Annotated in this window: 18 protein-coding genes and 1 tRNA gene; 13 read left to right on the top strand and 6 right to left on the bottom strand. The window is 56.2% G+C overall.

All coding sequences use genetic code 11. The features are described 5' to 3' along the window. Window positions 1-45 precede the first annotated feature (45 nt). From GXM19_RS06490 to nagA, 5 genes are all read left to right on the top strand, one after another. Entirely contained in the window at window positions 46-669 is a 624-nt protein-coding gene (locus tag GXM19_RS06490; protein ID WP_006236267.1) for a hypothetical protein, read from the top strand. An 81-nt stretch (window positions 670-750) separates the two neighbouring features. Beyond that, entirely contained in the window at window positions 751-1179 is a 429-nt protein-coding gene (locus GXM19_RS06485; protein ID WP_040360084.1) for a PTS sugar transporter subunit IIA, read from the top strand. Window positions 1180-1266: 87 nt separating this feature from the next. Next, window positions 1267-2001 carry a GntR family transcriptional regulator gene (locus tag GXM19_RS06480; RefSeq protein ID WP_006236269.1) on the top strand — a complete coding sequence of 245 codons (735 nt, stop codon included), beginning with the start codon at window positions 1267-1269 and terminating at the stop codon, window positions 1999-2001. A gap of 111 nt (window positions 2002-2112) precedes the next feature. Then, the gene (locus GXM19_RS06475) at window positions 2113-3279 is read left to right on the top strand and encodes an AgaS family sugar isomerase (RefSeq protein WP_006236270.1); all 1167 of its coding nucleotides are present in this window, start codon (window positions 2113-2115) and stop codon (window positions 3277-3279) included. 118 nt (window positions 3280-3397) lie between these two features. Further along, entirely contained in the window at window positions 3398-4567 is a 1170-nt protein-coding gene (nagA, locus tag GXM19_RS06470; RefSeq protein WP_006236271.1) for an N-acetylglucosamine-6-phosphate deacetylase, read from the top strand. 75 nt (window positions 4568-4642) lie between these two features. Here the strand turns inward: nagA and GXM19_RS06465 are convergent, their stop codons facing one another. Then, a complete protein-coding gene (locus GXM19_RS06465; protein ID WP_040360086.1) occupies window positions 4643-5227 on the bottom strand; it encodes a flavodoxin domain-containing protein in 585 nt (194 codons plus the stop codon). A 157-nt stretch (window positions 5228-5384) separates the two neighbouring features. Here GXM19_RS06465 and GXM19_RS06460 point away from each other — a divergent pair, with 157 nt between their 5' ends. From GXM19_RS06460 to GXM19_RS06445, 3 genes are all read left to right on the top strand, one after another. Then, on the top strand, window positions 5385-6266 hold the full coding sequence (locus GXM19_RS06460; protein WP_006236273.1) for an aldose 1-epimerase family protein: 882 nt from the start codon (window positions 5385-5387) through the stop codon (window positions 6264-6266). Between the two features lie 59 nt (window positions 6267-6325). Beyond that, on the top strand, window positions 6326-7261 hold the full coding sequence (locus GXM19_RS06455) for a hexose kinase (protein WP_006236274.1): 936 nt from the start codon (window positions 6326-6328) through the stop codon (window positions 7259-7261). 197 nt (window positions 7262-7458) lie between these two features. Next, the gene (locus GXM19_RS06445) at window positions 7459-7932 is read left to right on the top strand and encodes a NanQ anomerase/TabA/YiaL family protein (RefSeq protein WP_006236277.1); all 474 of its coding nucleotides are present in this window, start codon (window positions 7459-7461) and stop codon (window positions 7930-7932) included. A 146-nt stretch (window positions 7933-8078) separates the two neighbouring features. On the opposite strand, the gene GXM19_RS06440 is transcribed toward GXM19_RS06445, so the two are convergent. Both GXM19_RS06440 and GXM19_RS06435 read right to left on the bottom strand, forming a co-directional pair. Then, window positions 8079-8444, bottom strand: coding sequence for a hypothetical protein (locus GXM19_RS06440; protein ID WP_006236278.1), 366 nt, complete (start codon window positions 8442-8444; stop codon window positions 8079-8081). A gap of 451 nt (window positions 8445-8895) precedes the next feature. After that, window positions 8896-8971 (bottom strand) — tRNA-Thr (locus GXM19_RS06435). Between the two features lie 157 nt (window positions 8972-9128). Between GXM19_RS06435 and GXM19_RS06430 the strand changes: the two genes are divergently transcribed. Both GXM19_RS06430 and GXM19_RS06425 read left to right on the top strand, forming a co-directional pair. Continuing rightward, complete coding sequence (locus tag GXM19_RS06430) at window positions 9129-9611, top strand: PTS sugar transporter subunit IIB (protein WP_006236279.1); 483 nt, start codon at window positions 9129-9131, stop codon at window positions 9609-9611. A gap of 228 nt (window positions 9612-9839) precedes the next feature. After that, a complete protein-coding gene (locus GXM19_RS06425) occupies window positions 9840-11174 on the top strand; it encodes an IS256 family transposase (RefSeq protein ID WP_006235436.1) in 1335 nt (444 codons plus the stop codon). A 277-nt stretch (window positions 11175-11451) separates the two neighbouring features. On the opposite strand, the gene GXM19_RS06420 is transcribed toward GXM19_RS06425, so the two are convergent. Further along, entirely contained in the window at window positions 11452-12504 is a 1053-nt protein-coding gene (locus GXM19_RS06420) for an aldose epimerase family protein (protein WP_006234811.1), read from the bottom strand. 204 nt (window positions 12505-12708) lie between these two features. Between GXM19_RS06420 and GXM19_RS06415 the strand changes: the two genes are divergently transcribed. Beyond that, the gene (locus GXM19_RS06415; protein WP_040358935.1) at window positions 12709-13473 is read left to right on the top strand and encodes a DeoR/GlpR family DNA-binding transcription regulator; all 765 of its coding nucleotides are present in this window, start codon (window positions 12709-12711) and stop codon (window positions 13471-13473) included. 272 nt (window positions 13474-13745) lie between these two features. Here the strand turns inward: GXM19_RS06415 and GXM19_RS06410 are convergent, their stop codons facing one another. Continuing rightward, window positions 13746-14465 carry a GntR family transcriptional regulator gene (locus tag GXM19_RS06410; protein ID WP_162010711.1) on the bottom strand — a complete coding sequence of 240 codons (720 nt, stop codon included), beginning with the start codon at window positions 14463-14465 and terminating at the stop codon, window positions 13746-13748. A gap of 72 nt (window positions 14466-14537) precedes the next feature. Beyond that, window positions 14538-15458: a DUF7916 family protein gene (locus GXM19_RS06405; protein ID WP_022094155.1), complete on the bottom strand. Its 921-nt coding sequence runs from the start codon at window positions 15456-15458 to the stop codon at window positions 14538-14540. Between the two features lie 356 nt (window positions 15459-15814). Between GXM19_RS06405 and GXM19_RS06400 the strand changes: the two genes are divergently transcribed. Beyond that, window positions 15815-17509, top strand: coding sequence for a PTS lactose transporter subunit IIBC (locus GXM19_RS06400; RefSeq protein WP_006234815.1), 1695 nt, complete (start codon window positions 15815-15817; stop codon window positions 17507-17509). Window positions 17510-17629: 120 nt separating this feature from the next. Continuing rightward, complete coding sequence (locus GXM19_RS06395; RefSeq protein ID WP_305954500.1) at window positions 17630-17995, top strand: sugar phosphate isomerase family; 366 nt, start codon at window positions 17630-17632, stop codon at window positions 17993-17995. Window positions 17996-18087 lie beyond the last annotated feature (92 nt).

The following is an 18087-nucleotide window of genomic DNA, read 5'->3' as shown; positions in this document are numbered from 1 at the left end:
TGTTCGATTAATTCATTAAGGCTGCCTTGAAGGGAATATAGTGCAATGCCATTTTGGATTGTCCTGTTCATTTGTGTTGTCGTGGCTTATTTCGCTGTGACCGAAGGAGCGAAAAAATACTTCGATATGAAATTGCAGGTATTGTTTAACTTGGGCTTATACCAAGATTGCATAGACCTGCTCGATCGCAAACTAGCGCGTATAGTAATGTCTACGTATAAGCAGTATTACCTTCGTTTCACTATCTACGAAGCTGCTGATATGGACGCATATGCAGATCGAATGCTTGACCACTTGCTGGAGATGTCGTGCAGCGATAAGCAACGTCGACAGCTTGCGGTTCGCGCATTTAATTTCTATATCAAGACGGGTGACCGCAAGCGGGCGGCGTCCATGTTGGAAGAGATGCGCCCCGTCGTGTCGAAGGGTATTTTGGCGGACAGTCAATTGACCTACGACATAGTCTTTCGCCGTCGGCATGATAAGATCGATGAGATGGAAGCCATGCTAGATACGAACGACCTTGGGTTACGCGGAAAGCTCTATCTGCTGCTCTCATATCAATATGAGAGTAGCGGGAACAAGAGCGAAGCACGTAGATATCGCAACCTTGAAAAGCAGCTTAGAGACGCTCACAGACCTCCCACGATAAAACAAAATACTCACTAAACTTTAATGATGCAGTGGTCGTAAGAGCCCTTTTGAGGGGTTCTATGGCTAGAGAAAGCGAACGGTAGAAAGGTAGATAGAATGATTGGATTTGTACTAACTGGTCACGGTCAGTTTGCACCTGGTTTGAAAAGCGCTGTGGATATGGTCGCCGGCGAACAGCCTAATTTTGAGGTAGTTCCTTTTGCGGGCTCGGAGGCGGTTACTTTTGGTGATGATTTGCGAACCTGCATTGCCAAGATGCGTCAAGCTTGTGATGGCGTATTGGTGTTTGTTGATTTGCTTGGCGGTACTCCGTTCAATCAAGCTATCCCAATGACGACTGAGCTCGATAACGTGACCGTTGTCACCGGAACAAATCTACCTATGTTGGTGGAGCTCGTTATGACGCGTGCGTTTGGAGACCCAACGCTTGATGAACTTGCCGAACGCGCGCGGGTCGTTGGTCGTGAGGGAGTCGATCTCAAGAAACTCGAGAGTGCTGACATTGATGAAGACGATGAGATGTAGCGTCGCTATTAGCCCATTTATTGGACATGTTGGTGCGTTACCTGAAGGCTGAAGTATTGGTCAATTGCTCATTACGTGGAGAATATCATGACGTGCACGAGGCACAGACAACCGCTATATGACCAGCTCGTAGATATTCTGATCGAAAAAATTGATCATGAATATCAGCCAGGTGATTTGATTCCGTCCGAACGTGAGCTTGCCGAACGTTTCGGGCTTTCGCGGTCGACTGTCCGGCTTGCAATTCAGGAACTTGAGTATCTTGGTCGGATTGTGCGAAAACAAGGTCGCGGTACGTTTGTTGCCGATCGACTAGCTCAAGCAACAAATCTTACCCAATCGTACAGTTTTACTGAACAGATGAAAGCGATGGGCCGGCTGCCAGAAACAACCATCTTAGAGTTCTGTGAAATGGAAGCAGATAAAACGCTCTCGATGCAAATGGGGATTCATTTGGGTGAAAAGGTATTAAAACTCAAACGTTTACGAATGGCAGATGGTATACCTATGATGGTTGAGCGTAGCTATCTTCCAGCAAGGCTCTTTATTTCACTCAAGCGTCCTCTACTCGAACAAAAGCCCCTTTACGATGTTATTGAGCAGGATTATCAGCAGAAAATTCGAGTAGCGGATGAGGAGTTCTCTGCGGGTATAGCACGTCCATGTGACGCTCGGCTTCTAGGTATTGGTGAGGGTGCGCCAGTTCTGGACATAGTCCGAACTACTCACAACACCCAAAATGATGTTGTCGAGTTCACGCTTTCGGTGGCTCGTGCGGACAAGTTCAAGTACAGAATCTCTCACTATCGAGATACTTTGTGATCGGATACGAGTGCCAACGAAAGAAAAACAGCCTATGACTACTACCCGATTTAACTTTTCAGATTAAGTCTTTGTATATCAGACAATTTAGTAAAGAAAGAGGTATTAGAAATGTTCGAGAAGAGTGTCGAGGAGCTTACCGAGCTCGGCGCCCAGATCACCACGGCCGAGATTGCTCAGCAGCCCGAGCTTTGGCGTGATACGCTCAACATCTATCGCGAGAACAAGGAGGCCATCGAGGCCTTTCTGGCTGAGGCTCGCGCTATGGGCGAGGGCCGTCTGTCCGTTGTCTTCACCGGTGCCGGTACGTCCGACTACGTTGGCGATACCTGCGCCCCGTACCTGCGTCACGCTGGCAACACTGATCTCTACGACTTTAAGCCCATCGCCACGACCGACATCGTGAGCGCCCCGCGCGACTTCCTGCGCGCCGAGGATCCCACGCTCGTGGTTTCCTTTGCCCGCTCTGGCAATAGCCCCGAGAGCCTTGCCGCCGTTGCCGTTGCCAAGGAGCTCGTCCACAACGTCAAGTTCCTCAACATCACCTGCGCTCCCGAGGGCAAGCTCGCCGTTGAGTCTGCCGATGATCCCAACGCGCTGACGCTGCTCATTCCGCGCGCCAACGACAAGGGCTTCGCCATGACCGGTTCTTATTCCTGCATGACCCTGCTCTCTACCCTTATTTTCGATACGGCCTCTGACGAGCAGAAGGCTGAATGGGTCGAGACCATCGCCAAGATGGGCGAGGAGGTTATCGCTCGCGAGTCCGAGGTCGCCGATTACCTGGCTGGCGACTTCAACCGCGTGACCTACTTGGGTTCTGGCTCCTTCGGTGGCCTTGCCCAGGAGAGCCAGCTCAAGATCCTCGAGCTCGCTCACGGCCTGGTTGCCACTTCTTACGACACTTCCATGGGCTATCGTCACGGACCTAAGTCCTTCGTCGACGATAAGACGCTCGTCTTCGTGTTCGTCAACAATGACGCTTACACCCGTCAGTATGACATCGACATTCTCAACGAGATTGGTGGCGACGAGATCGCTCAGCACACCATCGCCGTTCAGCAGGAAGGTGCCACCGTCTATGAGGGTGAGTCCTTCACCTTTAAGGGCTACGAGGCGCTTCCCGAGGGCTACCTTGCTCTGCCGTTCGTAATGTTTGCCCAGGCTATCAGCCTGCTCAACTCCGTGCGCGTGGGCAACACGCCCGATACGCCGAGCCCCACCGGCACGGTCAACCGCGTGGTTAAGGGCGTGACGATTCACCCCTTCACCGCTTAATCGCGTCCCCCCTGTAAGGGCGCCCGTCCGCTCATAACGGCGGGCGGGCGCTTTTTGTTTTACGTGAGCTGTGTATAAGCATCACCACAGTCAACTGCTTTAGAAGCAAGGAGTGCATATGAGCACGTACGCAATTAAGGCTGACAAGTTCTTCTTGCCGGCGGGCCCGCAGCTGGGCGGCTATCTCATGGTCGAGGACGGCGTCTTTGGCGCCTGGCAGGCCGACGAGCCCTCCTGCGAGATCAGGGACTACACGGGGTCGTGGATCGCACCGGGCATGGTCGACACCCACATCCACGGCTTCTACAACCACTCGACTACCGATAACGATCCCGAGGGCATCGATATCAGCTCGACCGAGCTCGCCCGTCGCGGCACCACCAGCTGGCTGCCCACGACGTTTACCGATGGCGTCGAGCAGATCAAGGACGCCTGCGCCGCCATCGCCCAGGCCGACGAGGGCCGCGGCCCCGACTTCTGCGGTGCTCGCATTCAGGGCATCTACCTGGAGGGCCCCTTCTTTACCATGAAGCACGTGGGCGCGCAGAACCCCGCTTATCTTATCGATCCCTCCGAGGAGGTCTTCGACCGGTGGCAGGAGGCCGCGGGCGGTCGCATCGTCAAGAGCGCCATGGCGGCCGAGCGCGACGGAGCCGCTGCTTATGCGGCTGCTCTGAACGCCAAGGGCGTGGTGACCAGCATCGGCCACTCCGACGCCACCTACGATGAGTGCATCGCCGCCATCAACGCCGGCGCCAGCTGCTTTACGCATACCTATAACGGCCAGCGCGGCCTGCATCACCGTGAGCCCGGTGTCGTGGGCGCCGCCATGTCCACGCCCGAGACCTACGCCGAGATCATCTGCGACGGCAAGCACGTAAACCCTGCCGCCATCAAGGCGCTGCTGCAGGCCAAGGGCTGGCAGCACACGGTGCTCATCACCGACTGCCTTGGCTGCGGCGGCATGCCCGAGGGCAGCTACACCAGCGGCGGCATGGACGTCATCATGAAGGACAACCTGTGCTGGCTCGCCGACGGCAAGAGCATTGCCGGCTCGGTGCTCACGCTTGCCCAGGGCGTCAAGAACATCGTTGACTGGGGCATTGCCAGCGCCGATATCGCCATTCGCATGGCAACTGAGGTGCCGGCTCGCTCTGCGCACATCGAGGATAAGTGCGGCAGCATCATGCCGGGTCGCGACGCCGACTTTGTCGTGTTCGACCATGAGCTCACCCTCGTCGAGACGTACGTTGGCGGCCAGAGCGTCGGCAACGCCTTTACCGAGTAACGATAGAAAAAGACGGCGGGCCCGAATCTGCTCGGACCCGCCGTATGGGTTAAACGCTCAAAAGTACCTTCACAGTTACAGCTTGTTAGCGATCTTCTTTGCCGTGCGCTTAACGCCGGCCACCAGGCCTCCTGCAGGATGCTCCTTCTCGTATGCTAGGCGCTTCTCGCGCTTGGCGTACTCTTCGACGATGATGTCGCCATACTCGTCTTCGATCTTGTCGAAGAAGTCGACGGCGCCCTTAATTTCCTCAGCGGTCGGGTGTCCCTTTTGGACACCGCCGGTGAGTTTGAACGGCCCCCACGTATCAAAGCCGGGGCAGCCGTAGGCACCCATAAAGATGGCCCGCCTCATGCGGCAGATATCATCGATATCCTTGCCGTACCACTTGTTTTTGCCACCGCAGGTCATAAGGCCAAACACCTTGTCCTGCGGCTGCAGCACGTTAGTGAGCACATGCGCCATGTCCTTGTCGATCTCGGAGTAATAGATGCCCGTGGCAACACCGATTAGATGATATTCGTGCAGGTCGGGATACTCGTTTTTGCCGAGCGTCTTGACGTCGAGGGTATCGATCTCGGGGTGCGCCTCAACGATGGCGTCCACGAGCTTTTTCGTATTGCCGTGATGGCGCGAGGCGTAGAGGATGATGGTTCGCATAAGAAGGCCTTTCAGCTGTAATTGCATCAATGTCTGTATGGTGCCCCGTTGCATGGCTGGGATACCGGGCACATCGATGAGCGTGCGGGTTTTGTCCCTTGGTCAGGGCCGAGACGGGTACTTGCGAGCAAAAAGCAGTTGTTCGAAAGGATGGGCAATGGAATACGCTCTCTCCAACGATTCAATTTCTATTAAGGTGTCCACAGCTGGTGGTTCGTTTACCTCGATTGAGGCTGACGGACGCGAGTATTTGTGGCAGGGTGATCCCGCGGTGTGGTCCGGCCAGGCGCCGGTCTGCTTTCCGATTTGCGGAGGCCTGCGCGATGGTAGCGCCATGACGTTTGCCGGGCATCATGTGAAGCTCGCCCGCCACGGCTTTGCGCGCAAGCAGGAGTGGAAGCTGTTGAGCCAAAACGCAAACGAGCTGGCGATGTGCCTGGCATCTGAGGATAACGCTGCATTGCTGAGCGCTTATCCATATCCGTTTAAGCTCGTCGCCCGCTATACGCTCGAGGACGCTGCCGTGCGTGTCTCCTATGAAGTGACCAACGAGGGCGCCGAGGACATGCCGTTCTTTATCGGTGGACACCCCGGCTTTAGGTGCCCGCTCGACGAGGGCGAGGCCTATACGGACTACGAGTTGCGCTTCGAGAAAGACGAGGCAGCGGAGCTTTGCACCGCCGTACCCTCGACCGGATTGATTGATGTAGCTAACCGCTCCAAGAACCCCATGGTGGGAAAGACGCTGCCCCTATCGCACGAGCTCTTCGATTTCGCGGAGACCATCTTTGACGTGCTCGAGAGCCGTCAGGTCACGCTTTCCAAGAAGGGCGAGGACAAGGGCGTCCGCCTGAGCTTTGAGGGCTTCCCGTATCTCATTGTGTGGAGTAAGCCCGAGGGCGATTTTGTGGCGGTTGAGCCCTGGGGCGGCCTTTCGACCTGTTCCGATGAGGACGACGTACTTGAGCATAAGCGCGGCTGCCTTGTCGCTAAGCCCAAGGAGACCGTCGTTCGCTCGTTCACGATTGAGATTCTGTAATTCCGTTTTGTCGACTCGTATCGCGAGGCACAAGGAGCCTGCGAGATAAGGAGCTAAAAATGATCCTCACCGTTACGATGAACCCGTCTGTCGATACGCGCTATCAGCTCGATGAGCTCATTATCGACGACGTTAACCGTGTGACGCCCGAAAAGACCGCCGGCGGTAAGGGCCTCAACGTGGCCCGCGTCCTGGGCCAGCTGGGCGACGATGTCGTGGCAACCGGCTTGCTTGGTGGTCATATGGGCGCCTATATGGCCGAGCTCATGGATGCTAACGGCATTAAGAATGATTTTGTGCCCATCAAGGGCGAGACTCGCATTTGTCTCAACATCCTCCACGCCGGCAACCAGACCGAGCTGCTCGAGAGCGGCCCGACGATTGCCCCCGAGGAGCTCGATGCCTTTACCGCCAAGTTCGCCGAGCTTGCGAGCAAGGCCGATGTCGTTACCATCTCGGGTTCGCTGCCCCGCGGCGTCGAGGCGGACTACTACGCTAAGATCACGGGCATTGCAGAGAACGCCGGCGCCAAGGTGCTGCTCGATACCTCGGGCGCCTCGCTCGAGGCTGCGCTCAAGTCCGAGGTCAAGCCTGAGCTGGTTAAGCCTAACCTGACCGAAATTAACGGCCTTCTGGGCACGAGCTTTACCACCGACGATGTGGACGAGCTCCGTTCCGCGCTCGCCTCTGACGCCCGCTTCTCCGATATCCCCTGGGTCATCGTATCTATGGGCGCTGCCGGCTCCGTTGGTTTCCATAACGGCCGTGCGTTCCGCGCCAAGACCCCCGATATCCCCGCCGTTAACGCTACGGGCTCTGGCGATTCGACCATTGCCGGCTTCGCACATGCGATTGCTGCCGGAGCCGACGACGAGACGGTGCTGCGTACCGCCAACACCTGCGGCAAACTCAATGCCATGGATCCCATGACTGGCCACTTGGTTATGGATCGTTGGGACGAGGTTTACAACGGCGTTGTCGTGACCGAGCTGTAGGAGCTTGTGCTGCGGCCCCGGCATCGGTTGCCAGCTCATGTCGACGACAAGTGCAGTAGCATTATGCCGGGGCGCGACGCCGACACTGTCGTGTTCAATCCCGACCTTACCCTGGTCGAGACGCATGTGGGTGGCAACAGCGTCGGTAATGCGTTTGCCGAGTAGCCGCCAAAGAAACGATCCGAGAGGGGATTTAGATGATTTACGGTGCATTGGGCGATATCGAGGAGTACCGTGGAATGCTCAAGGGCCTCGACGTGCTGATCGACTGGCTCGAGGAGAACGATCCGGCGAAGCTCGAGGTCGGCAGCCATCCGATTCTGGGCGACAAGGTCTTTGCGAACGTCATGGCTCCCACGACGCGTCCCGAAGCCGAGGCTCACTATGAGACGCATCAGCGCTATCACGACCTGCAGATCGACGTCGAGGGTCGCGAGGCCTTTAAGGTTGCCACGGGCAGCCTGACGCTGGTTCAGGAGTTTGACGAGAAGGACGACTACGATCTGGTCGATTCCGACGCCTCGATCGCCGGCGATCTTGCTGACGACAAGTTTGCGCTGTTTGTTGCCGGCGAGCCTCACATGCCCACGCTCGAGTTCCAGGGCGATGGCGCGCAGCCGGTCAAGAAGATTTGCTTTAAGCTGCTTGCAGATGCTTACTGGGAGGGGTAACGCACTGCTCGGCTGAGCTGCTCGTCTGATGACGTGATTCCATTGGGGAGCGCGCTTGAGCCCCGTTAATCGCGGTTCCCTTGGGGATTGCGGTTGGCGGGGCTTTTTGTTGAGTAGGGGAGATGCCGGCGGCGTTGTGCTTGGATTTATTTGCGAAGAACATCGGCTAGCCGCAGGATTGAAATCATCGACCGATAAGTGAGTTCCACCTTTTCGCCCGCAAGCAGTCGTTTCGAGCCAATCTCATCTAGCCCCACAAGCCGAGAAAACAGCGGGCCGCTCATCGTGCCATCGTCAATTGACTCCCTTATGGTCTTCAAAACGTCCGTATCATGAAGCGATGCCGAGCTGTAGGGGGCAACACGAGCGGAACTCTCAATTAACGACGAGACAAAAGGATGGAGATGCTTTGGACATAGCCCATCAAACACCACATCCCCATTGTCATCCGAGCCGACCAGGCGCCAAGTATAATGATCGACCCAGTCGTCTCCGTCATATATGGCGTCCATGAGCAACTTCCCGTCTAGAGAGAGAAACCTATTTGGACATCGGGGCGCAAGACCGCAATCCATATCGGGCCTGCAGCAGCTCCAACCCAACGCACCACATAGGTTCCCTTTCGTACATGTGTATCAATCTGCCCCGAAATGCCGGTGAATGCAATTCCAGACCCGTTTGTCGGATAGCAATCGACGTATTTTTGTTTTCCGCTCACAACCTTGTATAGATATATCGTTCCAGCAAAAGAGAAGGTATCATGACTATTTTAGATCTATATGGCCAATTCGAGCCATCGCCATGGCAATTGTTGCAGCTGGGTTTCTTTTCATTAAAATTTCACTTTGGTAGATCCCCGCCCCTAAGCATTAAACCCGAAGTCCACCGAGTGGGCGAATTCCGGCGGATGTGCGCCTGAAATCGGTAACAAAAAAGCCGCCCGAAGGCGGCTATCTTGTGCAATGGAGCCAGCGACCGGGCTCGAACCGGTGACCCCCGCTTTACGAGAGCGGTGCTCTACCAACTGAGCTACGCTGGCGGCCATGTGGTGACGCAACTGAGGCGTCAACGGCTGTCTATGATACGGGACATCGCACATCCGCGCAAGTGTTCTGACGGCTTTTCTCACTTTAAATGCACTAATATTGGAGACGTGATGTCTTGCTCTTACGGGTCTCAAGCAGAATGGGGCAGTGATGATTCAACCCAAGATTCTTCTCACGCGCATCGATGATCGGTTTATTTACGGGCAAGACGTTGAGCTGTGGAATGAGGCGGTTGGTTCCAACCTCGTCCTGATCGTTAACGACGAGATTGCGGCGGATTCGCGCAAGTGGGCGCCTATGAGGGTCGCGGTGCCCGAGGGCGTGTGGACACGGTTTTTCTCGGTGCAAAGGGCCATCGACATCATTCATACCGCAACGCCGCGCCAATTGATTCTGATCATGGTGGCCTCACCCGCCGATGCACTCGCGCTGGTTAAGGGTGGCGTGCCGATCACCAAGATCAGCATTGGCCATATGCAGGCAGGGGAGGGCAAGCACCCCATAACGCCCGCAGTCGCCGTAGACGGCGAAGATGTCGCCGCCTTCAAAGAGCTGCAAAAGCTCGGCATAGAACTAGAAATCCGCTATCTCCCCAGCTCCAATCCCGACCCCATCGGCAATCTGTTCAACTGATCCCTTGGGGACGGAGAAAAACGAATCATTTTGCCCTTGCGAGGGACGCGTGCGATGCTGCCTGTCAAAAACAATGCCCATTTACTACGTTTGATCGGCTATCGCCGAGCATGTCGAGGTAGCGCACAGAGATGTGGTGTAAGAGGCGGGGCATGCCCCGCCTCCGCCCTTTCTTGAAAGGGAGGGGACACCGCCTAGAATTCGTCGTTGGAGTAATGAAGGTGACGAATGGAAGGAAAGGCGATGCCCCAAGAAGAGAGTGTACTGCGCCTCGGCCGCGACGAGGCCCTCGAGGCGGCGAGGCTTTGGCAGGAGTGCGGCGACGCGCGCGAGTTCGCGTGCAGGGTGCTGGGCGGCGTGATGAACGCGCTGATGGACTCCGAGGCCCAGCAGATGTGCGGCGCGAGCCGCAACGAGCGCAGCGACGGCAGGGAGAACAGCCGCAACGGCTACCGCCCCAGGTCGCTCAAGACCGCCGTGGGCGACGTGGAGCTCGAGATACCCAAGCTCAGGCACGGCACCTACTACCCCGAGGGCATGCTCGCGCGATGGTCGCGCGTCGACACCTCGGTGGCCGCCATCGTGCAGGAGATGTACGTGTGCGGCGTATCCACCCGCAAGGTCGAGCGCGTGGCGTCCAGGCTGGGCATATCCTCGCTGTCGAGCTCGGAGGTCTCGAGCCTCTGCTCCGACCTCGACGCCGAGGTGGCGGAGTTCCGCCGCCGCGACCTGTCGGGCACGCCGTGCTGCTACCTGTGGCTCGACGCCACCTACATGAGCTGCAGGGTCGGCTCGTCGGTCGTCTCGCAGGGCGTCGTGACCGCGATCGGGCTGGGCGCCGACGGGCGCAAGCACTTCCTGGGCTGCGACGTGGTCGACACCGAGAGCGAGGACTCCTGGGCGGCATTCCTCGGCGGGCTGCGCGAGCGCGGGCTGGCCGGCGTTCGCCTCGTGGTCTCCGACAGCCACGCCGGGCTCGTGGCCGCCGTCTCGCGCCTGTTCCAGGGCTGCGCCTGGCAGCGCTGCGTGACGCACCTGCAGCGCAACCTCCAGAGCGCCTGCTCGGGCAGGCCCGAGGACTCCAAGGCGGCCGTCAGGGACCTCGTGCACGCCGCGGTCTACCAGGACGACCCCGACCTCGCGCGCTGCGTGTGGGCCGAGGCGGCGCCCTGGGTGGCGTCGGTGTCCGCCAGGGCCGGCGAGGTCTTCGAGCAGGCCGAGGACTCCGCGCTGGCGTTCACGGCCTTCCCCAGGGCGCACTGGGCCAAGCTCCGCACCAACAACGTCCAGGAGCGCGCCAACCGCGAGATCAAGCGCCGCTACAGGGTCGTGCAGTCCTTCCCCTCGAGGGAGTCGATGCTGCGCCTGACGTGCGCGAGCCTCATGGAGACCGAGGGACAGTGGTCCCAGCAGCGCGTGTTCTCCGAGGCCTCGGCCGCCGAGGGCTTCGCCGAGCCCGCGGACAGGCCGGCCCCGACGGAGGGGAGGCGCCGCGCGCTCGGGCGGCGCGCCAGGGAGATAGTGGACGAGATAGTCGAGAGGCGCGGTCTCAAGAAGGAGTAATATCGGGACTTGCAGCGACGGACCTCAGGACGCTCTTACACCACGTCTGCGCGCGCCACCCATGTCGAATTTGAGAAAAACAAAACCGCAGGTAGGCGGCTCGCGAATTTAGCAAAAACCGGTGCATGGTCGAGCATCCCGGGCTAAACGTAGTAAATGGGCATAGTTTTGATATGTCACTCATACAGTCACAGCGAAATTGAGCCCAAAAGATGAAAAAACGCCCGTCGGCGGTGGTGCCGGCGGGCGTTGCTGTGCAATATGTCGCGTTGTGGGCCTAGTGCCTCATAAAGTGGTACTCGATCACATTGCTGTAGGGGTGACCCGGGCCCACAATGCCCTGCGGGAACAGCGGCTGGTGCGGCGTGTCGGGGTACATCTCTGCCTCGAGGGCAAAGCCGGCGCCCCAGCCATAGTTAGCATCGTCCTTGGCGTGCTCGTCGCCCAGCCAGTTGCCGGTGTAGAGCTGCACGCCCGGTGCGGTGGTGTAGTAGTCCAGCTCGCGACCGGTCCACATCTCCTCGACATGCAGGGCGCGGCGCAGGTTGCGACCGTACTGATAGCCATCGATGCACAGGCAGTGATCGTAGCCACGGGCCTGCTTAATCTGCGGGTCGTCGGCTTCCATGCCAGGAGCGACGGGGCGCAGCTCGCGGAAGTCAAACGGCGTGCCCTCGACCGGAGCAATTTCGCCGGTGGGAATGTTCTGCTCGTTGATGGGCAGGTAGTGGGCGGCGTTGGCGACAAAGAAATGTTCGCAGTCCATGCCGGCGTTATGGCCAGCAAGGTTAAAGTACGTGTGGTTGGTCATGGACACGTAGGTGGCGCGGTCGCTCTCGCAGCCATACTCGATGCGAAAGACGCCGGTGCGTGTAACGGTAAACACGGCCGTAAAGGTGCGGTTGCCGGGCAGGCCCAGTTCGCCATCCTCAAGCGAGGTGGTCATGCGCGCGGCATTGTGGACTTCGTCGAGCTCAACATCCCACACGCGTTTATGCAGACCGTGCTCAAGATCGCTGTGCAGGTTGTTGGTGCCCTCGTTGGCCGGCATATGCCAGTCCGTACCGTCGATGGTGATCGTGGCGCCCGCGGTGCGGTTTGCCACGGGGCCGATGGTCGCGCCAAAGCAGGCGGGGTTGTCAAAGTAATCCTCGAGCTTATCGAAGCCCAGCACCACATCGCGCACGTTGCCGGGAATGTCGGGCACGTCGATGCCCAACACGGTGGCACCATAGTCCATAATGCGAACGCAGATCTCGGGCCCGTTGAGGGTGTAACGATGAACGGGGGTACCGCACGGCGCGGTGCCGAAAAGCTCGGAAGTGATCATTTGGTTCCTAACATCGAGGTATTTCCGACAAACTGTAGCGCGAACAGGCGAGATTATCACTACACCCCACTAAAGCAGGGGATATTTTTCTCAAAAAAGTGATGATTGGAGCTGTGCGGGCGTTCATTTCTGACGCGCGCGAGTCTGATACAATTTGTTCGTTATTGTTTAAATGACGTGAGCGTGGAACAGCGAGGACTCATCGTGATTAAAGCGGAGCGACAGGATAAGGTCCGGCAGCTGCTCGAGGAACAGGGAACGGTCTCGGTCAAGGAGATTTCGGATGCGTTAGGTGTCTCGGATATGACGATCCGCCGTGACCTTGAGGAACTTGCGAGCCTGGGCGAGATCGAGCGCGTGCACGGCGGAGCCCGCAGTGCGCAGAGCCGTCCACACGCTATGCTGCGCCATGAGTATTCGCACAGCGAAAAGCGCACAAAGCATGCCGAGGAAAAGTTGCAGATTGCGCGCCGTTCTGTGGAGCTTATCGAGGAAGGCTCGACCATCTTTTTGGGCACGGGCACCACGGTTGAGCAGATGGCCTCGATGCTGCCGGCGTTTCGCCTGCGCATTGTGACCAATTCGCTTTCGGTGTTTAACCTGCTCGAGGCGCGCGAATACTGCGAACTGTGCCTGGTGGGCGGCGTGTACCGCCGCCGCACTGCCGCTTTTGTGGGCCCCACGGCCGAGGACACCTTGCGCGCACTGGGGATCGACGCAGCCTTTATCGGCGCAAACGGCATTTTGGACGGCGACGTGTCTACGTCTAACATGGAAGAGGGCCGCATCCAGCAGCTCGCCTTTAGCAAGGCCGACTCGCGCTACCTCATCGCCGACTCCAGCAAGATTGGCAAGCGCGACTTCTACACCTTCTGCCGTCTGGACAGCCTGGACGCCGTGGTGTGCGAGCCGGGCATCGCCGCCGAAGATCGTGCCGCCATCGAGGAGCATACGCAGGTCATTTGCTAGCTAGCGCTACGGGATTGCCAACGGGCGATGCGGGAGGACTTTTACCTCCTGTCATTGTGGAAACCAGCGCGTCAGCGCTACGCGATATGACGCGCAAATGAGGACTCCACTATCAAATCGCCTCAATCTGTAACATCTAGACGTCCAAAACCGGTCTTAGTGTTACAGATTGAGACAATTCGGCGGGGTCTACCTTGTTTGTCTCGATCTGTAACGGTTAGGACTTAAAAACTCGGCTACGTGTTACAGATCGAGACAAAAGAAAAAGAACATTAGGACTTGAAAATAAAGTTTTGATAAGGGATTCGCCCAGTTAAGACGGTGCGGCAGACAATTGAGATTAGTTTGCCTCCGGAGTCGTAAGCATAATGAGTCAGTTCGATGACCGGAAGTTTTGCAACACCATAATTTCTGGCTTCGGAATCGCTAAGCTGACGTGCTCTATAGCTTTCCCTAACAGATTGGATAGACTTGGACAAGTCGTCCATGATTCTGCTAAATGCCTGAAAATCTAACTGGTTATTCGGAACGCGCGACTTTGAAATGAAGAACGTATCAGCGCCTATGAAGCTACCTTCAAGTTCGTAGGTCAATTCAAGACGCTGAATTTCATCGCGACTTTGACATCCAAATTGCTGGAGCATCATTACGGAAATTGGACGACCTGATGTGAGGCCGCCGAAATGTTTGGTAATGGCATCTGGATCAACGCCATCGCAATGGCTTGCAAAGTCAAAGTCTAAAAGTGAATTGAGCTCGCTAACGCGTTTCGGTGCAACAAACGACCCCTTACCTTGGATTCGATAGATACTTCCACGACGCTCCAGCTCACTCATGGCAAGTCGGACGGTTGTTCTGCTTACGGCGTATTCGTCGCAGAGTTCCATTTCTGTTGGAAGTTTATCGTCTGCTTGATATTCATCGACGATCTGCTTGAGCAGCGCGTCGGTGAGCTGTAAATAGAGTGGCCGTTTTTCGTGTGTATCGAGCATTAGAGCCTCAGTTTGCATGTTGGTTATACCTGATGGTTGCCTCAGTCGGGATGTAACGTGGGCAAGGTAACCTTAACGTATCACAGAGCGGCTCAGCATGACGATCTGATGCCTGTATCCACGAAGGGCTTGTCCGAGCGTGAAGATATTCTGGGGCAGGCAAATACCGTTCATGGAGTCCCCGATATGTTGGAGGTCAGCGCCGGCTGCTTTTGCTGCAAGGCCTATTTTCTTAATGGTCTCGCTGTCGCAGGAGTCTTGACTCGTCCCGTTCGCCGCCATGACGAGAACCTTCTCTTCAATTGACTTGCCTACGTTGTGGGATCGTACAAAGTCTACGATGGCGCGCAGGTCTGCTTCTTGGAAGCAAGGGACGGTGTAGGGGGCTGGCACGAGAAGGATATCGACGCCGAGGTCAACAAACTTGCGCGCAATTTCGAGCGTCATGACAGGTTCCGCAACGCCCGCTCCATGCATTTTTCCGGCTATGACCAGGCCATTGAAATGCTCTTTGGAGAGTTTAATCGAATGGGCGATTGCATCGTTGGAGACGCCGGTTCCAGGGTTGCCCGTCAGGCAGATAAAATCAAATCCGAGTTCGTTAGCCTTTTCTAAGGTTTTGGGAGAGACGCGACGACCCATGGGGATTTCCGTACGGGATTCAGACATCTCTGCCTCGTTATCAACTGGCTCCAGATTGACGCCAATGGGCCTTCCGCATGCTCGCTTCACCCAAGTGACCGGGTTTTCATTGAGATCATCTGGAATACCGGCAATAACTGGATCGAACACATCGAGCGCGTTAAACAGAAGCAGGTCGGCACCTGCGGCACGTTCGATTTCTGCATTAGTAACGCCGCCGAGAAATTGGGAAGAGGGTACGTTTTCCGCCATGATGGTACGTCCCTCGGAAGCCAGAATTGCCTGCTTTAGATCCATGGGTGACGTGGCGGCAAAATCGGATGCGGACATGTTCAGTAATCGTTTGGGCATTGTTACTTCCTTTGACTAGAACGACAGGCTTGTGACATTGTCTCTAATATTGTTACAACAATATATTCAATATGTTATATCCAATCGGTGAACGGTTGCAAGCTTATTGTACTGCTCGGAAAAAATAGCCTTTAGCTGGGAAAACCTTATATTAATCAACTACCGTTCACCGAATAAGTATTTGAATTCTTGACATATCGACAAAGCGGAAAAAGAATTGGTTATGACAAATCGCGCAAATGATATTACATTTCGCACAAGAACGTATTCACTTACATAAGTGGATACAAACGGGGACGACGACGGTTGAGTCCGGATAAATCGTTGTGTGCCCGGGAATCATGAAAGGATGTGTTATGGACGCTATCGTCAAATTCCTTGAAAAACACCAGCCTCTCTTCGACAAAATCTCGAGGAACATTTATCTGGTGGCGATTAAGGATGGCTTTCTCTCGAATATGCCAATTGTGCTGTTCTCGAGCCTGTTCCTTCTTCTTTCGACGCTCCCTGCCTATGTAGGCATCACGCTTCCGTCTGAGGTGCTGGATTTCTTCAATAAAATCTATGCATATACCATGGGACTTCTTGGCATTATGGTGGCCGGCACCACGGCGAGCTCACTTGCCATGTCGATGAACCGTCGCATGCCTTCGGGTAAATCTCTCAACCCCACCTCGTGCATGGTTTGTGCCATGTGCGGCATGCTCTTGCTATCGGTGACGAACGATGTTGTCTCGATTGGCGGAGCAGATACATCTGTTTTTGAAACCGGCTATATGGGAACTAAGGGTTTTCTCGCTGCGTTCGTAGCCGCATTCTTGACCGTTAATATCTATAAGGTGTGCATTAGCCATAATGTGACGATCAAGCTCCCCAAAGAGGTCCCTGGCTCTATTGCGCAGAGTTTTCGCGATATCTTTGCATTTGGGTTTTCGATCCTTGCGTGCGCTTTTATCGATCTTGCGAGCCGCAAGCTGCTTGCTGTGCCGTTCGCCAATTTGGTATCCGCTCTCATCTCGCCGCTGTTCTCCGCGGTTGACACCTATCCTGGCATGGCGCTTATCGAAGGCGCGGTCGCACTTTTCCAATTTATGGGTATCCACGGTGCTTCGGTTGTCATGAGTCCGATCAATGCTGCGCTCTACGGCAATACCGTTACCAATCTTGAGGTTTTCCAAGCAGGTGGACGCCCGTCAATTGCTCTCACGCAGGACTTTACAAGCTTCATCGGCGGTCTGGGCGGTTCTGGCTGCACGTTCATCGTTCCTATTATCCTGATCATGTTTATGCGCTCCAAGCAGCTTAAAGCCATGGGCAAGGCATCGATTATCCCGGTGATTTTTGGAGTTAACGAGCCCGTTATCTTCGGTATGCCGATTGTTCTCAATCCCTATATGTTCGTGCCCTTCCTAGTGGCTCCTATGGTCAACGCCATTATCGGTAAATTTTTCATTGACGTCATTGGAATGAACGCCCCCATGTATACCATGCCGTGGGCGCTTCCCGGCCCAATCGGTGCATTCCTCACCACGGGTCTCGATCTGCGTTCTCTCGTATTGATGGCAGTGCTGTTGGTCGTTGACTTTGTGATTTACTATCCGTTCTGCAAGGCGTATGACCATCAGCTTTGTTTGGAAGAGTCTGCAAAGGAGACTGCAGGAACCTCGGATGCAGATGCTATTGCCGCACAGGAAAATGTCGCAAAAGCTCTCGAGGCGGTAAAGGACAAGGCGGAGCAGATCCGCGTGCTTGTGCTTTGCCAGGGTGCCGGCACTTCGACTCTCTTGGCAAATGCTCTTCGCGAAGGTGCCGCTGCTAAGGGTATCGATCTGGTTTCTCAGTCCGGTGCGTACGGAAGCCACTATGAGACGATGGATCAGTACAACGTGATTGTTCTGGCACCCCAGGCACGCATGTACTATGACGCTATGAAGGCCGATACCGATCGCCTTGGAATTAAACTGCTCACCACAAGGGGCAAGGAGTATATCGACCTTACCAACGATCCCGAAGGTGCAATTGACTGGATCGTTCAGGAGCTGGCCAAATAGTGGATGCACTCCGTCGTTGATTCGTCGGTGTATAGTACGGCCCTGCAGCTTATTGAGCTGCGGGGCCGTATTTCGTTGAGTATCTAATTGAGACAATGAGCGCAACCGTCGTGAGGTCGCATTGGCGCTCTCCGAGTCACCGACAAGCTGCCTTTCATCTATGTGACCAATTCGCTTTCGGCCTTTAGCCTGCTCGAGGCGCGCGAGGATTGCGAGCTGTGCCTGGTGGGCGGCATGTACCGCCGCCGCACCGCCGCCTTTGTGGGCCCCATGGCCGAGGATGCCCTGCGCGCACTAGGGATTGACACGGCGTTTATCGGTGCCAACGGCATTCTGGACGGCGACGTGTCCACGTCCAACATGGACGAGGGCCGCATCCAGCAGCTCGCCTTTAGCAAGGCCGATACGCGCTATCTGATTGCCGACTCCAGCAGGATCGGCAGGCGATACATCTGCCCATTACAGTCTGAAGTGGGCCACCGATAAATTTCGATGGCGAGCATTCGGCGCATTGCCTACGATACGGGCAAGCCCCGAGGGGCCGCCGATCGGGCGCCTCCGGATGGCCGTCTGCCCCT

The sequence above is a fragment of the Collinsella aerofaciens ATCC 25986 genome (assembly GCF_010509075.1).
Taxonomy (GTDB): domain Bacteria; phylum Actinomycetota; class Coriobacteriia; order Coriobacteriales; family Coriobacteriaceae; genus Collinsella; species Collinsella aerofaciens.
Note: the sequence above shows the minus strand (reverse complement) of the source record. Positions and strands in the feature narration are given on the sequence as shown.

Excerpts from the sequence above, each read along its gene's own strand:
- GXM19_RS06490 (WP_006236267.1), top strand. The coding sequence starts at position 46 with ATGCCATTTTGGATTGTCCTGTTCATTTGTGTTGTCGTGGCTTATTTC.
- GXM19_RS06485 (WP_040360084.1), top strand. The coding sequence starts at position 751 with ATGATTGGATTTGTACTAACTGGTCACGGTCAGTTTGCACCTGGTTTG.
- GXM19_RS06480 (WP_006236269.1), top strand. The coding sequence starts at position 1,267 with ATGACGTGCACGAGGCACAGACAACCGCTATATGACCAGCTCGTAGAT.
- GXM19_RS06475 (WP_006236270.1), top strand. The coding sequence starts at position 2,113 with ATGTTCGAGAAGAGTGTCGAGGAGCTTACCGAGCTCGGCGCCCAGATC.
- nagA (WP_006236271.1), top strand. The coding sequence starts at position 3,398 with ATGAGCACGTACGCAATTAAGGCTGACAAGTTCTTCTTGCCGGCGGGC.
- GXM19_RS06465 (WP_040360086.1), bottom strand. The coding sequence starts at position 5,227 with ATGCGAACCATCATCCTCTACGCCTCGCGCCATCACGGCAATACGAAA.
- GXM19_RS06460 (WP_006236273.1), top strand. The coding sequence starts at position 5,385 with ATGGAATACGCTCTCTCCAACGATTCAATTTCTATTAAGGTGTCCACA.
- GXM19_RS06455 (WP_006236274.1), top strand. The coding sequence starts at position 6,326 with ATGATCCTCACCGTTACGATGAACCCGTCTGTCGATACGCGCTATCAG.
- GXM19_RS06445 (WP_006236277.1), top strand. The coding sequence starts at position 7,459 with ATGATTTACGGTGCATTGGGCGATATCGAGGAGTACCGTGGAATGCTC.
- GXM19_RS06440 (WP_006236278.1), bottom strand. The coding sequence starts at position 8,444 with ATGGACGCCATATATGACGGAGACGACTGGGTCGATCATTATACTTGG.
- GXM19_RS06430 (WP_006236279.1), top strand. The coding sequence starts at position 9,129 with ATGATTCAACCCAAGATTCTTCTCACGCGCATCGATGATCGGTTTATT.
- GXM19_RS06425 (WP_006235436.1), top strand. The coding sequence starts at position 9,840 with ATGGAAGGAAAGGCGATGCCCCAAGAAGAGAGTGTACTGCGCCTCGGC.
- GXM19_RS06420 (WP_006234811.1), bottom strand. The coding sequence starts at position 12,504 with ATGATCACTTCCGAGCTTTTCGGCACCGCGCCGTGCGGTACCCCCGTT.
- GXM19_RS06410 (WP_162010711.1), bottom strand. The coding sequence starts at position 14,465 with ATGCTCGATACACACGAAAAACGGCCACTCTATTTACAGCTCACCGAC.
- GXM19_RS06405 (WP_022094155.1), bottom strand. The coding sequence starts at position 15,458 with ATGCCCAAACGATTACTGAACATGTCCGCATCCGATTTTGCCGCCACG.
- GXM19_RS06400 (WP_006234815.1), top strand. The coding sequence starts at position 15,815 with ATGGACGCTATCGTCAAATTCCTTGAAAAACACCAGCCTCTCTTCGAC.